Origin of the sequence: Bernardetia aquimarina (genome assembly GCF_042180575.1) — a bacterium.
Taxonomy (GTDB): Bacteria; Bacteroidota; Bacteroidia; order Cytophagales; family Bernardetiaceae; genus Bernardetia.
Window position 1 is genome coordinate 2602456 of sequence record NZ_CP170094.1, and the last position, 18567, is coordinate 2621022.

At 31.9% G+C, this 18567-nt stretch carries 18 protein-coding genes and 3 tRNA genes; 9 read left to right on the top strand and 12 right to left on the bottom strand.

The genetic code is table 11. The annotated features are described in order from the left end of the window. Positions 1-40 precede the first annotated feature (40 nt). A complete protein-coding gene (locus ACE193_RS11020; protein ID WP_375563026.1) occupies positions 41-1093 on the top strand; it encodes an ABC transporter permease in 1053 nt (350 codons plus the stop codon). 310 nt (positions 1094-1403) lie between these two features. Here ACE193_RS11020 and ACE193_RS11025 read toward each other — a convergent pair whose 3' ends face one another. From ACE193_RS11025 to ACE193_RS11035, 3 genes are all read right to left on the bottom strand, one after another. After that, positions 1404-1703, bottom strand: coding sequence for a type B 50S ribosomal protein L31 (locus tag ACE193_RS11025; protein ID WP_375563027.1), 300 nt, complete (start codon positions 1701-1703; stop codon positions 1404-1406). Positions 1704-1960: 257 nt separating this feature from the next. Further along, positions 1961-3043, bottom strand: coding sequence for an aminotransferase class V-fold PLP-dependent enzyme (locus tag ACE193_RS11030; RefSeq protein WP_375563028.1), 1083 nt, complete (start codon positions 3041-3043; stop codon positions 1961-1963). 15 nt (positions 3044-3058) lie between these two features. Next, positions 3059-3871 (bottom strand): lysophospholipid acyltransferase family protein, encoded by an 813-nt coding sequence (locus ACE193_RS11035; RefSeq protein WP_375563029.1) that lies wholly within the window; start codon positions 3869-3871, stop codon positions 3059-3061. A 363-nt stretch (positions 3872-4234) separates the two neighbouring features. Here ACE193_RS11035 and ACE193_RS11040 point away from each other — a divergent pair, with 363 nt between their 5' ends. Further along, positions 4235-4819 (top strand): hypothetical protein, encoded by a 585-nt coding sequence (locus ACE193_RS11040; RefSeq protein ID WP_375563030.1) that lies wholly within the window; start codon positions 4235-4237, stop codon positions 4817-4819. Positions 4820-4882: 63 nt separating this feature from the next. On the opposite strand, the gene ACE193_RS11045 is transcribed toward ACE193_RS11040, so the two are convergent. The 3 genes from ACE193_RS11045 to ACE193_RS11055 form a co-directional block, all read right to left on the bottom strand. Further along, a tRNA-Lys gene (locus tag ACE193_RS11045) sits at positions 4883-4955 on the bottom strand. A gap of 36 nt (positions 4956-4991) precedes the next feature. Then, positions 4992-5074 (bottom strand) — tRNA-Leu (locus tag ACE193_RS11050). Positions 5075-5121: 47 nt separating this feature from the next. Beyond that, positions 5122-5194, bottom strand: a tRNA-Lys gene (locus ACE193_RS11055). Positions 5195-5433: 239 nt separating this feature from the next. Between ACE193_RS11055 and ACE193_RS11060 the strand changes: the two genes are divergently transcribed. The 3 genes from ACE193_RS11060 to ACE193_RS11070 all read left to right on the top strand — a co-directional run bounded on the left by ACE193_RS11060 (position 5434) and on the right by ACE193_RS11070 (position 7673). After that, on the top strand, positions 5434-6204 hold the full coding sequence (locus ACE193_RS11060; protein ID WP_375563031.1) for an SH3 domain-containing protein: 771 nt from the start codon (positions 5434-5436) through the stop codon (positions 6202-6204). Between the two features lie 48 nt (positions 6205-6252). Next, entirely contained in the window at positions 6253-6789 is a 537-nt protein-coding gene (locus tag ACE193_RS11065) for an NADPH-dependent FMN reductase (protein WP_375563032.1), read from the top strand. A gap of 92 nt (positions 6790-6881) precedes the next feature. Further along, positions 6882-7673 carry a hypothetical protein gene (locus ACE193_RS11070; RefSeq protein ID WP_375563033.1) on the top strand — a complete coding sequence of 264 codons (792 nt, stop codon included), beginning with the start codon at positions 6882-6884 and terminating at the stop codon, positions 7671-7673. Positions 7674-7722: 49 nt separating this feature from the next. Here the strand turns inward: ACE193_RS11070 and ACE193_RS11075 are convergent, their stop codons facing one another. Beyond that, positions 7723-9366, bottom strand: a complete 1644-nt coding sequence (locus ACE193_RS11075; RefSeq protein WP_375563034.1) for a hypothetical protein — start codon at positions 9364-9366, stop codon at positions 7723-7725. Between the two features lie 246 nt (positions 9367-9612). On the opposite strand from ACE193_RS11075, the gene ACE193_RS11080 reads away from it, so the two are divergent. Then, positions 9613-10851 (top strand): patatin-like phospholipase family protein, encoded by a 1239-nt coding sequence (locus ACE193_RS11080; RefSeq protein ID WP_375563035.1) that lies wholly within the window; start codon positions 9613-9615, stop codon positions 10849-10851. A 253-nt stretch (positions 10852-11104) separates the two neighbouring features. Continuing rightward, entirely contained in the window at positions 11105-11890 is a 786-nt protein-coding gene (locus ACE193_RS11085; RefSeq protein ID WP_375563036.1) for a metal ABC transporter ATP-binding protein, read from the top strand. 104 nt (positions 11891-11994) lie between these two features. Here ACE193_RS11085 and ACE193_RS11090 read toward each other — a convergent pair whose 3' ends face one another. The 5 genes from ACE193_RS11090 to dut all read right to left on the bottom strand — a co-directional run bounded on the left by ACE193_RS11090 (position 11995) and on the right by dut (position 16492). Further along, a complete protein-coding gene (locus ACE193_RS11090; protein WP_375563037.1) occupies positions 11995-12360 on the bottom strand; it encodes a hypothetical protein in 366 nt (121 codons plus the stop codon). A gap of 204 nt (positions 12361-12564) precedes the next feature. Next, complete coding sequence (locus ACE193_RS11095; protein ID WP_375563038.1) at positions 12565-12750, bottom strand: hypothetical protein; 186 nt, start codon at positions 12748-12750, stop codon at positions 12565-12567. A gap of 48 nt (positions 12751-12798) precedes the next feature. Further along, positions 12799-14619 (bottom strand): tetratricopeptide repeat protein, encoded by a 1821-nt coding sequence (locus ACE193_RS11100; protein ID WP_375563039.1) that lies wholly within the window; start codon positions 14617-14619, stop codon positions 12799-12801. Positions 14620-14835: 216 nt separating this feature from the next. After that, positions 14836-15849, bottom strand: coding sequence for a sugar phosphate nucleotidyltransferase (locus tag ACE193_RS11105; protein ID WP_375563040.1), 1014 nt, complete (start codon positions 15847-15849; stop codon positions 14836-14838). Positions 15850-15997: 148 nt separating this feature from the next. Then, positions 15998-16492, bottom strand: coding sequence for a dUTP diphosphatase (dut, locus tag ACE193_RS11110; protein ID WP_375563041.1), 495 nt, complete (start codon positions 16490-16492; stop codon positions 15998-16000). Between the two features lie 137 nt (positions 16493-16629). Here dut and ACE193_RS11115 point away from each other — a divergent pair, with 137 nt between their 5' ends. Continuing rightward, on the top strand, positions 16630-17358 hold the full coding sequence (locus tag ACE193_RS11115) for a 3'-5' exonuclease (protein WP_375563042.1): 729 nt from the start codon (positions 16630-16632) through the stop codon (positions 17356-17358). Positions 17359-17459: 101 nt separating this feature from the next. Continuing rightward, on the top strand, positions 17460-18542 hold the full coding sequence (locus ACE193_RS11120) for a DNA cytosine methyltransferase (RefSeq protein ID WP_375563043.1): 1083 nt from the start codon (positions 17460-17462) through the stop codon (positions 18540-18542). Positions 18543-18567: the final 25 nt, after the last annotated feature.

Genomic DNA, 18567 nt, shown 5'->3' on the forward strand with positions numbered 1-18567 from the left:
ATAGGCAAGCCTTTTCCAAGTAAAATTAGATAACTTTCAAATGATTGCATATTTTTTAAAAAAATTGGGATATGGTTTTCTAGTCATTTTTGGAGTGACGGTGGTGGTGTTTTTTATATTTCATGCATTACCAGGTGATCCTACAAAAATGATTGCAGGTCCTCGTTCGACTCCTGAGACGATTGCTAGTATCAAAACTGACTTAGGATTAGACAAATCTCTACCCACTCAATTTGCTTACTATGTAAATGATTTGTCTTTTCTGTCTGTACATGAAGATACTAAAAAGAATGAATTGAAATACGATTATTTCAAACTTTTCAGCATTTCAGATAATGCTTTTGTAGTCAAAAAGCCGTATTTAAGAAAATCATATTATACCAACCACCGAGTAGATGATATGCTCTTTGATAGAGTGGGCGCAACTCTTGTTTTGTCGGTAGCTGCCATGATTTTTGCTACTTTTTTTGGAGTAATTTTCGGAATTATTTGTGCGCTCAAACAAAACTCTTTTTTAGACCATGCCTTAGTTTCTATTTCAGTTTTGGGTATTTCTACACCTTCTTTTGTTGCTGCTATTTTTATAGCTCTCATTTTTGGATATTATCTAAGTGAATATACGGGACTTGATATGACAGGTTCGCTTTGGGTAATGAGTGTTTTTGATGGAAAACAGTTGGCTCTCAAAAATATACTTTTACCTGCTCTTACACTGGGTTTGCGTCCTTTGGCAATTATTACACAACTGACACGCTCTTCGATGATAGAAGAACTCTCAAAAGATTATGTCCGAACAGCAAGAGCAAAAGGACTTCCTCAGTATATCGTTATTTTCAAACACACGCTCAAAAATGCCATTAATCCTGTCGTAACGGCTATTTCAAACTGGTTGGCTACACTTATTGCGGGTGCTTTTTTTGTAGAATATGTTTTTAGTTGGAAAGGGTTGGGTTGGCTTACCATTGATGCTGTCCAAAAACTTGACCTTCCTGTTGTAATGGGGGCGACACTTGTGGTGGCAGTAATTTTTGTAGTTATTACACTTGTTGTAGATTTATTGTATGCGCTACTTGACCCTCGTGTTAGGGCATAAATATCTGATCCTTTCATTCTTCATCAGCTCATCTTTTACAAGGTTTGGATATAGAAGACTATTTCTGTGTAATCAGCCAAGGGAAAAATAAAACAGAGTTTATACTACAGAGTTTATACTAAGGAACAATTACAAATTACGAATGGAATACATTGAATATCAATAATTTGTTATTTTTAAATGAGTATGTTATTTAATTTCAATTCCTAAGTCAAATTAAAACAGCTTCAATTTCAAATTTATCAAAACAAAAAAATCCTTCAAAATCTTAGAGTTTTGAAGGATTTTTTGATATTTTAAAACAAAGAGATTACTTTTCAGTAGTTTCTTCTGTTGTTTCGGCTTGTGCTTCTGCATTTTTATCAGCACGCTTATAACGACGATTGAAACGCTCAACACGTCCAGTAGTACGTCCAAAGTTTCCTTTTCCACCTGTATAGAATGGGTGAGATGCAGAACTAACCTCTACTTTTACTAATGGATATTCTTTTCCGTCTTCCCAAGTAATAGTATCTTTTGTTAAGATAGTAGAGCGAGTTAAGAATTTATAATCACTTGAAGTATCTAAAAATACTACTTCACGATAATCTGGGTGAATTTCTTTTTTCATTGTATAAACAGTTTAATGTAAGAGGATTGCGCCACTTACCCTATAAATTTAATTTAAAGTCCTAATAGCATTTGTAAAAATACAAATATCTAAAAAACGAACTGCAAAATTAAGCATTTTATCTCAAATTACAAGAATTAAAAGGGCTTTAATTCAAGAGATTATGAAAATAATTTTAATTTACCTCATTTCAGTTGCCAACTTCAATCCTTCTTTATTTCTTAGTTCCTATTTCTCAATATCTAATTCCTAACTCCTTACTTCCCATATTCCATCAAAAAATCAGCTACTTGTTCGATAAGTTCTTTTGAGTGCGTCGGAAAATTAGCAATTCTGATTTGAGAGTCTTTAAAACTTCCATAACCTTTTCCTATAATTACTCCTTTCTTTTCTAAAAAAGAAACTACATCAGAAGAAGTTCCCTTTTCTACATTTGCTACAATAACCGTTTTCGAACGCTCTGATTTTTCTTGAATTAAAGGAGATAAAAATTCAGATTGTTCTAACGTATGATATAATAATTCAGCTTTATAATCAGTTTCTCTTCGAATCATGGCAATGCCTTTTTTGTTCATTGCTTCAATTACTTTCCCTAAAACAAAAATTGCTAAAACATTAGGCGTTTCAGGTGTTTGGTTGTCTTGAGCATATTTATCAAGTTCTAAAAGAGAATGATATGTACCAATACTTTTTCCTTTTGCTTTCAAAGTTTTAGCTTTATCAATCATTTTTTGATTATAAACCCAAACTCCCAAACCAGCAGGAACACCAAAACCTTTTTGTACAGAAAAATAAACCGAATCAATTACCAAAAAATCAATATTAGCATAAGGCAAGGAAGAAACAGCATCAACAACAATGAGTTTGTCTGGATTTTTTTCTTTTAGTGAAGTAATATTTTCAATAGGAAACTGAACGCCACTACTTGTTTCGTTTTGAATAACTGCAATAAGTTCAGCAGAATTAGGAACATTAATATTTTCTACTAAAAAACCTTTTGCAAAATCAACTTCATATTTAGACGGACTAAGGTTTAATTGCTCTGCAAATTGATAGAATTTCTTTGAAAAAGAACCATTTACTAAGTGAAAACTCTCTTTTTCTACACAATTTTGAAGAATTCGTTCCCAAATTTCATTGGCAGAACCCGTAAAAGCAATAGAAAAATCAGCAGGAATTTCTAAAAGTTCTCTAAGCTGCGTAACGGTATGCTCAAAAATAGCTTTAAACTCTTTGCTACGATGCGAAATTGCAGTTATTTTTTTTTGTAAGGCTTCTTTTATGGCTTCTTCAACTACAAAATAATTTTCGGAAGGACCAGGGGTAAGATAGATTTTCATAAAGTAGTTAATTTATTAATTTTCCAAATACGCATTTTTCATCATTTCAAAGGTTTTTAATTTGAGCTTTTGAAGGTCTTGAATAGTCATTCCTTCAGTAGAAATAGGTTCTAAAAATTCTACTTCTACAAAACCTGCTTTTACTCTCCAACTATTCTTAGGAAGCATTTTCCGTGTATTTTTGATGACAAGTGGTGCAATCGGAGTTTGCGTTTCGATAGCTACTAAAAAAGCTCCTTCGTGAAAACGCAACATATCGTGTCCTGAATTATTCATTGTTCCTTCTGGAAAAATCATTACATGTATTTGCTTTCTTAGTTTTTCTTTTACTTGTCTTAGACTTCGCCTTTTACTTTCCATACTACTTCTATCAACGATAACACCAATATATTTGAATATTAAACCAAAGACTGGCATTTTCAAGATTTCAATCTTACCTAAAGCTCTAAACTGATTGGGAATAGCAAGTGTAATGGCAGGAGAATCCAAAAAAGAATTGTGATTAGCTACAAAAATATAAGGCTGGTCTTTCTGAAGTAGTTTTTTGTTCTTGATTTTATAAATAATTCCACTCAAAAGGCTAAAACTAAAACCCCAAAATTTCATAATCTTGAAGGCAAAAGTTCCACCTCTTTTTTCGTTGATAAGAATAGGAAGTATGATAAAAGGCGCACAAACAACCATAATCCAAAAGAAATTGAAGAATGTCCACATAGAGAAGGCAATCTGAAAAATTGTAGTAAATGGACGCATCAAAATCATTAATCCTCTATCTTCAATATAAAGCAAAAAGGAATTTCTTAATTCATATAATTTTTCCTGTATCATAGTTTTAAAGAGGTCGTTTGTTTAGAAAGCCAAAAAATAAAAGAGAAAATTTTGTGTCTTTAGTTTGCAGATATAATAACGCAAAAGCTATCAAAAAATTCAATAAAAAATAGAATAATTGCAAATATAAGCACAAATATAAAGAAGAGTTTGAGAATACAGATTTTTATTATCTAACCAAAGCATTCTATTTTTCTAATCCCAACAAAAAGACTTGAAATAACGAATAAATACTCTTTTTGATTAAATTTGTACCATCAAGGCATATTATTTTCTCTATTATTTTTATTCTTTTTTTGAAAGCAGAATGTAGTGAAAATTATATTCATTTTTGTATTTTAATTAATCAACCATTTTAATTCTATGAAAATTCCCCAGTTTTTTTTGTCTTTGTGTTTTGTTTTTATTCTGTCTAGTTCATTGCTTTTTGCTCAAGAAGCTAAACAAGATAGTGTTTTAGACACACTATTATCAACCATAGACCCTTATAATTTTGAAGCGCAGTTTGAATATCAAGGTTCTAATTATAAATATTCTGTTTCTGAAAAAGGAGATGATTGGTATAGTTTAGTGATTTGGCGAAAAAATACCCTTTTAGAAGGTGAAGCCAAAATGATGGAAGTTTATTCTACTCATATTATGATTGAAGATGATTTGAGTAATACAAATAATAAAAATGCTCGTGTTCGTATTCGTTATGCAGAAAAACAAGGTTATGTTTGGAAGCCTTATGAACACGATTTTATGCAAGTACTATTTTTATTTGATACTGAAAAAATAAATTATGCCCCTTTTGGTGAGAAAATGATAGACCGAAGCAAACATAGCAGCATTCCGAATGAAAAATTAGTTGTTAGTTTTGATAAAGAGACCTTTACGCTTGGAGATGCTGTCAAAATGAGTATAGAATTTTTTATTATGAAATATCCGAAGCTATTTTATATGTAGAATAATAAAATTTAGACACAAAAAAACCATACAATAAAAATTGTATGGTTTTAAAATCAAATGTGATCCCGCTGGGGTTCGAACCCAGGACCCCAACATTAAAAGTGTTGTGCTCTACCAGCTGAGCTACGGAATCAAAACAAATATTAACTTAATTACTATATTTTTAGCGTGCTCACGGAGCGATTCGAACGCTCACACACATAGTGCACCACCCCCTCAAGATGGCGTGTCTACCAATTCCACCACGTGAGCAAAACGTAATTCTATTTTTGAATAAAATTATGTTTTACAAGTATAAGTGATCCCGCTGGGGTTCGAACCCAGGACCCCAACATTAAAAGTGTTGTGCTCTACCAGCTGAGCTACGGAATCAAGTTTTGATAAATTTTGATACAAATTTTAGAAAATCTTTATTTTTAATCTGTCATTTGAGAAACAACAGCTTGAAATTATAAATAGTTCAAAATATCTTCAAACTATTTTTAAACTGATTTATTTCAACTTATATTTGTTCCTAAATCATTCCAAATCATTTAAAAAACTACTCAAAATTCAATAAAAAATGAGGGGCGTTTCCCTCAAATGCGTTGCAAAGGTAATACAATAATTTTATGATGCAAAACAATATTACAAAAAAAAGTAAAAGTATTCGATTTTTCTATAAAGGCATTTTTGTTTTTTGTCTTTTAGTAGGATTTATTGGTATTTCTTTTAGAAGTCAAGCTCAAAATGAAAATTTACTCAAACAGGGTGACTCTTTGTTTAGTTCTGGGCGTTATGTAGAGGCTCTTTCTATCTACGAACATCTCTTAAATAAACGAAAAGAGTTTAGTCCTCAAATGCTTTTGAGAATGGCTTTTGTAGAAGAAAGTAAAAATAATTATCCTCAAGCTCTTTATTATCTCAATCTTCATTACAGAGTTAGTCCTGACAAACAAGTTCTTCACAAATTGGAAGAGCTTGCTCAAACACATCAATTAGAAGGCTATCAATATACAGACAAAACCTATTTTTTGTCGTTGTATGATTCGTATCGTTGGTATATTATTTCATTTTTTGGAATTATTATTCTTCTGATGGCTATTTGGTTGATTAGTAGAGTGCGACAAGAAAGACCTATTGTACCTCCATTAGTTATTGGTTTTTCTGTTGTTGTTGTACTGCTTTTACTTCATAATTTTGCTACACAGCGTACTTTAGGGATTATTCAGAATGATTATACTACTTTTGTAGAAACTCCATCGGCTGCTTCTCCTGTTTTGAAGGTGGTCAAGAAAGGAAATCGTTATCAAATTTTGGATAAAAAAGATTCTTGGTATAAGGTAACAATAGACAATCAAACTGGTTATGTACGTTTGCATAATACATTAGTTGTTCAGTAAAACAATGAATTAAATACAATTAAAAATCACATCATTAATTAAAAGTAAATGATAACTATCATCTCTGGAACAAATAGAAAAGACTCTGTAACTTATCAAATGGCTCTTTTATACCAAAGAAAACTCAAAGAAAAAGGAGTTCATGCTGCTATAATTGACCTCAAAGAACTTCCTCATGATTTTGTATTTTCGGCTCTTTACGAAAATATAGGAAAAAGTGAAGGCTTTAATAGACTTATTTCGCCTCTAAAAGATTCTACCAAATTAATCGTTGTTACTCCAGAATACAATGGCTCGTTTCCGGGGGTTATCAAATCATTTTTGGATGGATTAGAATTTCCAAACGGAGTAAAAGATAAAATGGTCGCTTTGGTAGGACTTTCTTCGGGTTCGCAGGGAGCTGTTTTGGCAACCAGTCATCTGTCTGATATTTTTGGTTATTTGGGAGCAACTGTTTTGGCTTTGCGTGCCAGAATGCCATTTATTGACAAACACTTTAAAAATGGAGAAATCATCAATGACAATGAATATGCAAAGTATAATGATTTGATAGATTTACAGATTGCTAATATTCTTGCTTTTTAAAATAATAAAATAAGGTATAACAGGCTTCTAATCTATTGATATAATTTGATTTTTTCGAACAGGCTAGGAAGTCTGTTACACATTTTATGCTTATGCAAAAATTACCTTCAAAATTAGTATTTTCTCTTCTTGGTAGCTTTTTGATGTTTTTTATCTGTACAAACTTATCATTTGGGCAAATGATAAAAGTAAAAAAACACAAAACTATTTCTCATTGGCAGCATCGGTTTACACTTGCTTTAGGTGTGGGTAATGAGCTAGGTGCTGGTTCTTTGGGTTATGCTGCTATGTACGGATTTGGAGATTCGCAGCGTTTGCGTATTGGTGGAGGAATCCGTCTAAATCTAGCATTGGGAGTTACTGATAGTGTTCCTTATCTTTCTAGGTCGTATAGAGATACTTTAGATAACTCGTATAGAGATTCTTTATTGGTAGAAAAACCTTTTTTGGGAAGTGCTAATTTAGGTTTTTATATAAGTTATGATATTAATGATAGGTGGGAAATTGGAGCAAGTACCGATTTGGTAGGTTTTGGTTTTGGAGGCAATAAAAATGCTTTTTTAATTAATTCCTTGACTAGAGATACGCTTTCTGTGGAAGCAGAGGTTCGTTCGCTTGTTAGTGCTTACAAAATCCGAGGAACTTTAAATAATGAACTTTTTGTAGGTTATAAATTTAATCCTCGTTGGCGATTGCGCTTAGGTATGCAGTATCTTCTTACAGAATACCTAACCCCAAAAAAGTATTTTAATAATAATAATGTTTTCAAAAATAGAGGTGTTTTAGGATTTATAGCAATTACGTTTACTCCTTTTGGAGATACTGTAAACTGTCCAAAATTCAAAAAAGAGAAAGTACGTTATTTGAAGGAAGGAGAAATGTGATACATTTGTATTAGGACGATGCATGCATCGCCCCTACAATTTTTTTAACTTACTTCCTTACATAAAACTGATACGAATACGTAATTGTTTTTGATTCTCCTTTACCAAGTTTCAATTCCCAAGTAACATCATTTACAGGATTGATAGCGTAATAATTGGGACGTTTTTTGGTTTCCCATTCTGAATCTGTTTTGAGCATTTCGCCAGTAATAGTACGACTTACTTTCAGATTTATTTCCTTATTCTTATAATTTTTCACTTCAATAGTAGCTGTTGCTGTAACCAAATCATAAACAATTTTTTTCTGTTTGATATTGGTTTCTCTTTCAGTTTCTTGTTCGTTGTCTTTTACCATAATATCTGGCGCAACTGTCAAACGAAGCATTGTTTTTGAAGTTTTGGCTGTATATTTTATCATATCTTGACTCAAAACTTGTGGGTCATTAGTCGTATTTACCGTTCCATCTTTTGTTTTTCTAGGTTGTGTAACCATTGCCGTTCCTGTTGTCCAAGGAAAATCTGTTGTGTTTTTGAGTTCTAAAGAATGATAAACATCGTTTTTTTGTTCGCTGTCTTTTTTATAGACTACATTATAACCATTGTTTTGAGCTAATTCTACTTCATAAATATGCTTATAATCAACTTCTTCATTAAAAAGTGAATACAAAGCTCGTCCACCTTTTGGAAGCGAAACCCCTTTTCTAGTATAAAAAAATAAATCTTCTTGAGATTGAGTTTCTACTTCGTCTGTATTTCCTCCACCTCCTGCTAAATCCATGTCCATTGACTCATAACTCCCTGTACTTTGTGTCGTTATCATATTCGACATCAACATTCGCTGTCTTCCTCCATATTGTGAATTATCCGACCCATTAAGTTGGTTCAAAAACGATTCTAAACTCTGACTAGATACAAAAGGAGAAACCAGCCTATCATACTTAAAATTTGGAACTCCAACTACTAAACTAAGTGTAGCATCTTTAATATCTTCAGCGTCGTTTACCAGTTCAGCACGCAGCACAATTTGCGCTTTTTTATCATCTTTCAAATGGACTAAATAAGATGGCAACCAACCAATTCCACGTTGCAAATAAGCCATTTCTACATTTTCTTGTGCTGTTGATTTATCAATTTCTACTTCGATAATTCGCTGTTTCAAAAGAGGTGAATAGTCTGTATTTGGCTTTTTGGGAAAAGAAATTGATTTTATTTCATTCATCAAAACAGACATAAAACCAACTTTGGGTTTTGTTGTTTCCAAAAAAATCATTCCACTTTGTAAATTTACGTCTTGAATAATACCTACAATTTCAGTACTATTTTCTGTTCCATATTTTAAAGTAATTTCTACATTTTTTCCTTTATTTGCATAAAGCATTTCAAGTAGATTTGTTGCTTTTTTAGAGTCTGTTTCTTCTTCACTTTCATAGCTTTTTAGGCTGCTGATGGGTTTTCCGTTGGTATAAAACCAAAATGTTCCAAAAAGTGCTTGTGGCAAAGATTTGATGATAAACTTTCCTTTTTGTTCTCCCTCTTTTTCGGCTTTTAAAGTCATTGGATTAAAGAAAAAGCCAGTTCCATTTTTAAAAACGGCTACTCGTTGTCCCTTATTATTGGTTTGAGAAAATGCTGTCATGAATGTAGAGGAAATAAAGAAAAGTAAAAAACTTAGAATAATTGATTTGTGATACATAAATAATTTTGGATTAGGTTAAAAAATAATGATTTTAAAAAAAGGATGTTTCATTGAACCAATTTACATAAAAAAAAGATAAGGTTTTAGAGTTTTTAAGTTTTGTATCAGCTCAAATAGCTTCTAGTTAGCTTAACTAAACAAAATCAAATTTTATTTGTACTTTTAGAATCCTTTTTTAATTTTCAAAAATTAGAATAGCAACTTATTTTTTTGAGAGGCTATTTTGTGTATTCCTTAAAAAAAATGATTCCTGAAGATTTTACCCAACACGATATTATAACCAATCTCATCAAACAACTCAAAAAACAGAAAGTACATCGCAAAATTTTTTCTGATGTTTTGGATGATGAAGGACATCAATATGTTGATTTGGTGCAAGAAGGTGGTGGTGTTTTGGGAATTGCCTTAATTGGTTATGTACACGTTTTGGAACAAATGGGAATTCGTTTTTTGGGTTATGCAGGCACTTCCGTAGGAGCAATAAACACAATTTATATGGCTTCTCTTGGCGACCGAACCAAACTCAAAACCGATAAAATGATAGAACTTATTGCCAACAAAAATTTTATAGATTTTATTGATGGTGATGAAAATGCACGAGAATTTGCCATTGCAATTAGTGAAAATGAAGGCGAAATTCATTGGAGCAAGCTAATATGGAGAGGTGTAAAAGCATTCAGTAAGTTATGGGAAGATTGGGGATTAAATCCAGGAACACATTTTTATTATTGGTTTACAGAAGCTCTAGGAAAAGAAGGAGTTTATACATCAAAACATTTAGAAAAAGCCGTTAAAGATTTACCCAAATCATTACGTATCAGACAAGGTGTAAATCATACCATTGAAGGGCTAAAAGCAACAATTTCTATTGTAGCTACTGATATTACGACCGAATCAAAAGTTATTTTTCCTGCTATGCGTTCATTGTATTGGAAGAATAGTCATTTGATAAATCCGACTAATTTTGTACGTGCTTCTATGTCAATTCCGTTCTTTTTTACACCTTTCAAGGTAACAGATATTCCTAGGGGAAAAAAAGCACACGAGAATTGGAAAAATACAGTAGGATATAGAGGAGATATTCCAAAAGAAGTTTTCTTTGTTGATGGTGGGATTATTTCAAATTTTCCTGCTGATGTTTTTCATAAACTTCACATACCACGTCTTCCTTCCTTTGGAGTAAAACTAGGAACAGAGCGAAATCGTCCAAATGACATTACAAATCCATTTATTTTTACAAGAGCTATTGTAGAATCAATGCGACAAATTGCCGATTATAATTTTATCTTAAGAAACCGAGATTATCGTCAGCTTATTACTTGGATAGACATCGGAAATCATAACTGGATAGATTTTACACTTTCTGATGATGATAAATTAGACCTTTTTGTTCGTGGTGCAAAAGCAGCAGCTTATTTTTTGAAAACTTTCGATTGGCAGAAATACAAAGATACTCGTGCTGCACAACATCCATATATGTAAAGTTTCATAAGGTTATGTATAGTTTATAAAACTCCATTTTGGTTTTCTTTTTCGGTTTCGCCTGCAAAGGAAACCAAAATGGAGAAGACATAGGTCGCTAAAAAAAGAATTAAATGTAAAAATACCGATACAAGCAATTTACAAATGGTTTGAAACAGAACCAACCATTTTGAAGCAAATACCACAACAGTTTGAAACAAAAATATAATCAAACTTATGAAACTTAACAATTAATCACTAATCACTATAAAAATTGATAACACAAGTAGAAAATCCAGTTTTAGAAATACACGACCTTACCGTTAGTTATGAGCGCAAACCTGTACTTTGGGATATTGATTTATCGATTCCGAAAGGTTCTTTAGTAGGAATAATTGGTCCGAATGGTGCAGGAAAATCAACGCTTATAAAAGCTGTTATGGGACTTTTACCGTTGAGTAGTGGGTATGTAAAACTCATGGACAAAAATTTAGAAGAGGTAAGAGATAAAATAAGTTATGTTCCTCAAAGAGAATCCGTCGACTGGGATTTTCCGATTTCTGTTTTTGAAGTTGTTTTGATGGGAAGATATGGAAAAATGGGTTTGATGCGTCGTCCTTCCAAAAAAGATAAAGAAATTGCTTTACAATCTTTGGAGCAGGTCGGAATGAGTGCTTTTGCTTCTCGTCAGATTTCACAACTTTCTGGAGGACAGCAGCAGCGTGTTTTTTTGGCAAGAGCTTTGGCACAAGAAGCCGATTTGTATTTGATGGATGAGCCTTTTGTGGGAGTAGATGCAGCGACAGAATCAGCCATTATTACACTTTTGAGAGAAATGAGAGAAGCAGGAAAAACGGTTATTGTTGTACATCACGATTTGCAATCAGCAGCCGAATATTTTGATTGGGTAGTTCTTTTGAATATGCGATTAGTAGCAAGTGGAGAAACAAAAACTACACTTACAACAGCTCTTTTGGAAGAAACGTATGGAGGAAGGCTGACTGTTTTATCAGAAGTAGGTGATTTATTGAAAAAGGCTCAATTTCCTTCAAGAGAGTAAATAAAGTTAAAAGTCAGAGGTATGAAGTTAGAAGTAAAGGCAAAAAAATAAAGCATGAATTCAGAGATATTTGTATTTACTTCTTATTTCTGACTTCTAAATTCTTACTTTTTAATAGATTCTATAAGTTCAGATTCGATATCCCAATCTTTGGCTAGTTTTATCATTGCCATGGCTTCCATTTCGGAGATATATCCTTTGGTCATGTTTGCATTCCAAACTTTTGAGAGATATTCTAATCGTTTTGGTTTTTCTAATTCTAACATTGTAGGCTGCAAAACATCCCTAGCACGCTCAAAGGCATTGTAATAATCCTCACCAATAAACTCATTAGCCCATGCTAACTCTTGATGAGCATCTAGAGCATCTGCTGTTTCCTTCAAAATTTTCTTTTCATCTTCGTCAAGTCCGTGATAGTGAAAAATCACGCATTTGAGTAAGATGTATGCCTTTTTTTCTTGACTTGTCATGGGAATTAGGGAAATATTGCCCTTTAAAAAACAATAAATAAAACAATGTAACTTAAAAAACTCAAAGAATAGAATAAAATCTCTCATTTCAAAAATACGAAAAAAGATGTAACTCTCAATAAACTACTCTATAAATAATTGGAAATAGCAAGAAATTTCGATAAATCTATGACTGTAAGTCTTTAGTAACCACTTTTTTCTGTATTATTTATCATTTTCTTGCGTATCCTTCATTTGATGATATGTTTTCCAACAAAGAAAAGCATTAAAAGCTCCAGCCAGTAAAAGCCCTTGCCAATAATCATTTGGAGGTTTGAAAAATAAATATCCCAAACCAATTGCAATGAGTGCATTAGCAGCTAAAAAAGTAAGGTAATAAGTTGCTTTCATAATTTTTTAGATACTAGATTAATTTTGAATTTCTGAATATATACTCTCTTACTTTTCAGTTGTTTCATATTCTTCAATTTTCTGTTTGAGTTTTTGATTCGTAGAATCTAATGCAAATGCTTTCTTCCATTCTAAAATAGCTTCTTGCTTTTTACCTAACTTCAAAAGTACATCGCCATAATGATCAATAATGGTCGAACTCTTAGTTGTTTGAGCTGCTAAAGATAAATATTTTTCGGCTTCTTTATATTCTTTTTTGACATACAAAACCCAACCATACGTATCCAAATAAGTAGGATTGTTGGGATAAAGTTTTACGAGTCTTTCGCCTAATTCGGCTGCACGTTCTAACTTCTCTTTTCTCAAAGACAAATAATAAGCATAATTATTTAGTGCATGTACATTGTTAGGATTTTGTTGTAATGCTTTTTCGTAGGCTGCATCAGCTTTTTGATAGTTTTCATTTTTGTAATAAACGTCTGCTAATTGTGATTCGAACTGACTGGCTAATTCAGGATTATTAAAAACCATTCGTTTTCCTTGCTCCAAAGAAGCAATAGCTTGTTCATTTTTGGTGCTAGACATATAAGCAACTCCATTGAGAAACCACAAATTAGGTTGATTTGGGAAGTATTCTAAAGCATTTTCACTTGTAGAGATAGCATAATCATAATTTTGAGATTCTAAAGCAAGTTGAGTAGTACGTTCCCAAAGTGAGTAATTATTAGGATCTATTTTGAGTGCATTTGTGTAGGCTTTGAATGCTTCTGTGTATTTTTTTTGTTTTAATAAAAAATCTCCCAAAACACCAAAAGAAGATGGGTTTTGAGAATGAATTTCTGTGAGCATTTGAGCTAGTTGAATACTCATTTCAATCGTTTTTTTTCCTTTTTCTGTACTTGGATTTGCATTTTGGTATAATCCCATCAATAAATTGAGCTTTGAATCTAAAGAAATTTCTGTTGATTGAAATGCTTTTTTGAGGCTTTGTACTTCGTTTTCTGGTTGGTCTTTGCTGTGATAGATTTGAGCAAGCATAAGATATACTTCTGCAGGAAACTCATCTTGTTCTTTTGTAATATCTTCTAAAAGAAGCTCAGCATCAGAATATCGTTTTTGATTTAATAATAATTCTATTTGTGCGAGTTGAAAATCAATGACATTAGGAAATTCTAGTATTAATTTTTCACCTTCATTGAGTGCCGATTCTATGTCTTGCATTTGCAGATACAAAATTTGTTTCTGACGAATAACATTTTGATTCAGTCCTAATTCTTTTTCCATTCTATCATACGTCTGAATTGCTTTTTTATAGTCATTCATTTCAATATAAAGGGCAGCCAAATTGAGATATGTAATTTCGTCTCCTCCTATTTTTAAAAGAATTTGTTTGTATGTTTTTTCAGCTGCATCAAGCATTCGCATATCCAACTGAACAGTAGCAAGGTGTGATAAAAAATAAAAGTTTTTATCTTCCATTTTTTCGGCTTCCATAGCATACATCAAGGCATCTTGCAAGTTATTCAGTCTATAATAAGAGAGAGAAATCTGATAATAAGCTGTTGGATTGTTTGGGTCATGTTTTAAAGATTCTTCAAAATATGGAATAGCTCTTTTGTATTCTTCTTTAATAAATTCTTTCATTCCCTCAAAAAAAGCTTGTTCGGCTAATAAATTATTATTGACCTGCCCATCAACCGGCTCTTTTTGAATAATATCTGCTTGTTCTTTTTTATTTTTCTTTCTATCTTTTTTATTTTTGCGTTGTGCATGTGCATCCGAAAAACAGCTTACCAAAACACAAAAGAAGAGTAACATAACAATCCTTTTGATAGAAGAAGATTTTATAAATAGTATTTCATTTTTCATAATTTTTTTAATTCTGTTTAGTATTTTTATTTCAATCTTATAAGACTTTAATAGCCTTACAAATTTGAATGCATGTATCAATGTACAAAAATAGTAGCAATTTTTTCATAAAAATAGAAAGGGCATAGTTTCTTATACGATTTATATAAGCGAAACTATGCCACAAACAATAATTTTAATTTACTTTAAGTAAAAGCAAGGTTGAAACAGAATTCATTATTTTGTGACTTCTGAATAATCTCCCAAACTCACATTTTCAGTTTTTCCATTGTATTTTACGAAATTACCCAACATGGTTTTTTCTAAAAGTGCATTTTCGACAAGTGTATCTGATTGAATAACAGAATTTTGCACTCTGCTATTATGAATATGTGTATTTTTTCCAATAGAAACATGAGGACCAACAACACTATTTTTCAAATGCACACCTTCTGCCAAAAATACAGGCTCAATAATAACAGAGTTTTCAATCTTTGCACTCGGAGAAACTAAAGTTTCTGTTTTTCGGTCTGTCAAATATTCTAAATAACGCTGATTCGTAAAAACTACAGCATCTTTATTTCCACAATCTAACCATTCTTCTACTTGTCCTGTACGGAATTTTGTTCCTTTCTGACGCATATTTTCCAATGCTGTCGTAAGTTGATATTCGCCTTTGTCTTTAATTTCATTATCGATGACATACTGCAATTCTGAACGCAAATATTCGCCATCTCTAAAATAATAAATACCAATAATTGCCAAATCAGATACAAATTCTTTTGGTTTCTCAACAAAATTATTGATAACATCATTCTCATCTAATTGAACGACACCATAAGCCGATGGGTCAGCTACTTTTTGCACCCAAATAACACCATCATTTTCTGTATTGATAGAAAAATCAGCTTTAAAAAGCGTATCAGCAAAGGCGACAATCACATTTCCCTCTAAGGATTCTTTTGCACACATAATGGCGTGTGCTGTTCCGAGAGGTTTGTCTTGATGATAAATTTTTCCTTTTGAACCTGCATTTTCTGCTACTTTCAGAAGTTCTTTTTCGGCTTCTTGACCAAAATCTCCAATAATAAAAGCAATTTCTTCAATTTTTTCTTTTGAACTGCGAGCCAAATCTTCTACCAAACGCTCAACGATTGGTTTTCCTACAACAGGAACTAAAGGTTTGGGAACAGTAAGCGTATGAGGGCGAAGGCGAGAACCACGTCCTGCCATTGGAATAATAATTTTCACTATATTTTTATGTTTATGTTGTTTACATTTTTTTTTACACAGAGTTCACAGAGAACACAGAGAATACATTTTGAATCACGGAGAATAAAAGAGAATACGAAATATATCGTCCTTAATTATATGTATTTTGAAATTAACTGGTAACTGATTACTGTTTTCCTGTGCTTCCATATCCACCACTTCCTCGTTCGGTTTGAGAAAGTTCTTCTATGTTTTGTACTTCTTGCCAGTTTACACGTTCGTGTTTTGCCACGACCATTTGAGCAATTCTTTCTCCACTTTGAATAACAAATTTATCTTTAGATAGATTAACTAACAAAACCTTTATTTCTCCTCTATAATCAGCATCAATAGTACCAGGGGAATTGACAATCGAAATGCCATGCTTAAAAGCTAATCCACTACGAGGACGAATTTGGGCTTCAAATCCCAAAGGTAATTCTATAAAAATTCCTGTTGGAATAAGTTGTCTTTCTAAAGAATCTAATTCAATAGGAGTTTCTATGTTTGCGTACAAATCCATTCCTGCACTACCTTCTGTTTGATAAAAGGGTAAAGGATTTAATGATTTATTTATTATTTTGACTTGAAGTATATTTTCTATGATTGTATTCAAAATGAGATTTACGTATTTTTTTTTCAAAAATTAAAAGCTAAATTTAAGAAAAATCAAGTTAGAAATAAAAAATAGAAAAAGAATTGTGTTAAATCTCTTTAACTATGATATATTATTTCTCATTCCAAAAAGTAAGCAAATTTTAAATTCCCACTTCCAAAACTATGAACAAAACAACTAATTTATCCAATCTAATGGTCATTGATATAGAAACGGTTGCTTCTCACGCTACTTTCGAAGAGTTACCAGAAAATTTAAAATCCCTTTGGGAGAAAAAAGCTGCACGAATTTCTCCAGATGAAACAGCAAAAGAAGCCTTCGAAGAAAAAGCAGGAATTTATGCCGAATTTGGAAAAATTGTAGTAATTGGAATTGGTTTTTTTGTAGCTCAAAAGAATGAAAAAGGACAAGAAGAGCAAGTTTTTAGAGTAAAATCTCTAGCTTCTAATAATGAAAAAGAACTTTTGGAGGATTTTATAAACGTAGTAGAAAAGTTTGGAAAGAATTTGCAGTTTGTGGCACATAATGGAAAAGAATTTGACTTTCCGTATCTCTGCCGTCGAATGCTTATTAATGGGCTTGATATTCCATATCCATTGGATATTTCGGGCAAAAAACCGTGGGAAATAAATCATATTGATACCATGCACATGTGGAAGTTTGGCGATTACAAAAATTTCACGTCTCTTTCTCTTTTGGCTGCCGTTTTTGGACTAGCAACCAGTAAGGATGATATTGATGGAAGTGAAGTAAATGGTGTTTATTACAAAGAAAATGATTTGAATAGAATTGCTGTTTATTGTACAAAAGACGTAATCTTGACAGGACAATTATTTTTGAGAATGCAAAATTTGCCTATTATAAAAGAAGAAAATATTATTGTTGTGGAATAAAGTTAGAAGATTTTTTAAGAGTTCAGAGAAAATAAATGAATGTTGTACCTTTGTGATTAAACTACATTTGAAAAAGATAATGGATTTAGTGATTATAAACTATGGATTTAATAAATGAATATGAGGTTAGTAACCTTTTAGATGTTCCGTTACATCGTCTGAATACTTGGGCAAAAAACGGAAAGCTTATACCAGTAGAATTGAATGGTACAAAAAAGTATAGTAAAGAAAGTTTATTAAAGTTTGATATTGCAAATGAAGTTTTTGATTCTAAATGGAATGAATTTATTCAAACAAAACCCAAAAGGAAATATACTTCAATAGAATTGTTTGCAGGAGCTGGAGGAATGGCTTTAGGAATGGAAAAAGCTGGAATTGAACATGTTTTACTCAATGAAGTTGAAAAAAACGCTTGTAATACCTTACGATTTAATCGCCCAAAATGGAATGTTTTGGAAGATAATATTCAAAATATAGATTTTTTAGAATATAAAAATAAAGTAGATATTGTAACTGGTGGTTTTCCTTGTCAAGCATTTTCAAGTGCAGGTAAAAAATTAGGCTTCGAAGATACTAGAGGAACTTTATTTTTTGATTTTGCTAGATGTATTACTGAAGTTAAGCCCAAAATTTTTGTTGGGGAAAATGTAAAAGGTTTATTAAATCACGATAAAGGAAATACATTAGAGGTAATCAAACAAGCAATTAAAGATATTGGTTATACATTGATTGAACCTAGAGTTTTGAAAGCCATGTATTATAAAGTTCCTCAAAAAAGAGAGCGTTTAATACTTGTTGGAGTAAGAAATGATTTAGCAGAACATATTTCAAAATTTGAATTTCCTGAAAAATATCATAGAGTATTAACTGTTTCAGATGCCTTTAAAAAAGGAGAATTATTTGATACAGATGTTCCAAAAGACCAAGGCGTGGAATATCCAAAGAGAAAAAAAGAAATAATGGAACAAGTGCCAGAAGGTGGATATTGGAGAGATTTATCTGATGAGCTTCAAAGAGAATATATGGCTGGTAGTTATTTTTTAGAAGGTGGAAAAACTGGATTAGCAAGAAGACTTTCAATGAAAACACCCTCATTAACGATTGTTTGTGCGCCTGCTATGAAACAAACTGAAAGATGTCATCCTATTGAAATTTATAGTACTGGACATGAGTTAAATTTTTGACAAAAAAAGGACAGAAAGAGTTAAT

What these genes read in the sequence shown, in the direction of transcription:
- ACE193_RS11035 (WP_375563029.1), bottom strand. Translation starts at nt 3,871, where the DNA reads ATGATACAGGAAAAATTATATGAATTAAGAAATTCCTTTTTGCTTTAT.
- ACE193_RS11065 (WP_375563032.1), top strand. Translation starts at nt 6,253, where the DNA reads ATGATAACTATCATCTCTGGAACAAATAGAAAAGACTCTGTAACTTAT.
- ACE193_RS11115 (WP_375563042.1), top strand. Translation starts at nt 16,630, where the DNA reads ATGAACAAAACAACTAATTTATCCAATCTAATGGTCATTGATATAGAA.
- ACE193_RS11070 (WP_375563033.1), top strand. Translation starts at nt 6,882, where the DNA reads ATGCAAAAATTACCTTCAAAATTAGTATTTTCTCTTCTTGGTAGCTTT.
- ACE193_RS11020 (WP_375563026.1), top strand. Translation starts at nt 41, where the DNA reads ATGATTGCATATTTTTTAAAAAAATTGGGATATGGTTTTCTAGTCATT.
- ACE193_RS11025 (WP_375563027.1), bottom strand. Translation starts at nt 1,703, where the DNA reads ATGAAAAAAGAAATTCACCCAGATTATCGTGAAGTAGTATTTTTAGAT.
- ACE193_RS11040 (WP_375563030.1), top strand. Translation starts at nt 4,235, where the DNA reads ATGAAAATTCCCCAGTTTTTTTTGTCTTTGTGTTTTGTTTTTATTCTG.
- ACE193_RS11060 (WP_375563031.1), top strand. Translation starts at nt 5,434, where the DNA reads ATGATGCAAAACAATATTACAAAAAAAAGTAAAAGTATTCGATTTTTC.
- ACE193_RS11080 (WP_375563035.1), top strand. Translation starts at nt 9,613, where the DNA reads ATGATTCCTGAAGATTTTACCCAACACGATATTATAACCAATCTCATC.
- ACE193_RS11030 (WP_375563028.1), bottom strand. Translation starts at nt 3,043, where the DNA reads ATGAAAATCTATCTTACCCCTGGTCCTTCCGAAAATTATTTTGTAGTT.
- ACE193_RS11100 (WP_375563039.1), bottom strand. Translation starts at nt 14,619, where the DNA reads ATGAAAAATGAAATACTATTTATAAAATCTTCTTCTATCAAAAGGATT.
- ACE193_RS11075 (WP_375563034.1), bottom strand. Translation starts at nt 9,366, where the DNA reads ATGTATCACAAATCAATTATTCTAAGTTTTTTACTTTTCTTTATTTCC.
- ACE193_RS11090 (WP_375563037.1), bottom strand. Translation starts at nt 12,360, where the DNA reads ATGACAAGTCAAGAAAAAAAGGCATACATCTTACTCAAATGCGTGATT.
- ACE193_RS11120 (WP_375563043.1), top strand. Translation starts at nt 17,460, where the DNA reads ATGGATTTAATAAATGAATATGAGGTTAGTAACCTTTTAGATGTTCCG.
- ACE193_RS11095 (WP_375563038.1), bottom strand. Translation starts at nt 12,750, where the DNA reads ATGAAAGCAACTTATTACCTTACTTTTTTAGCTGCTAATGCACTCATT.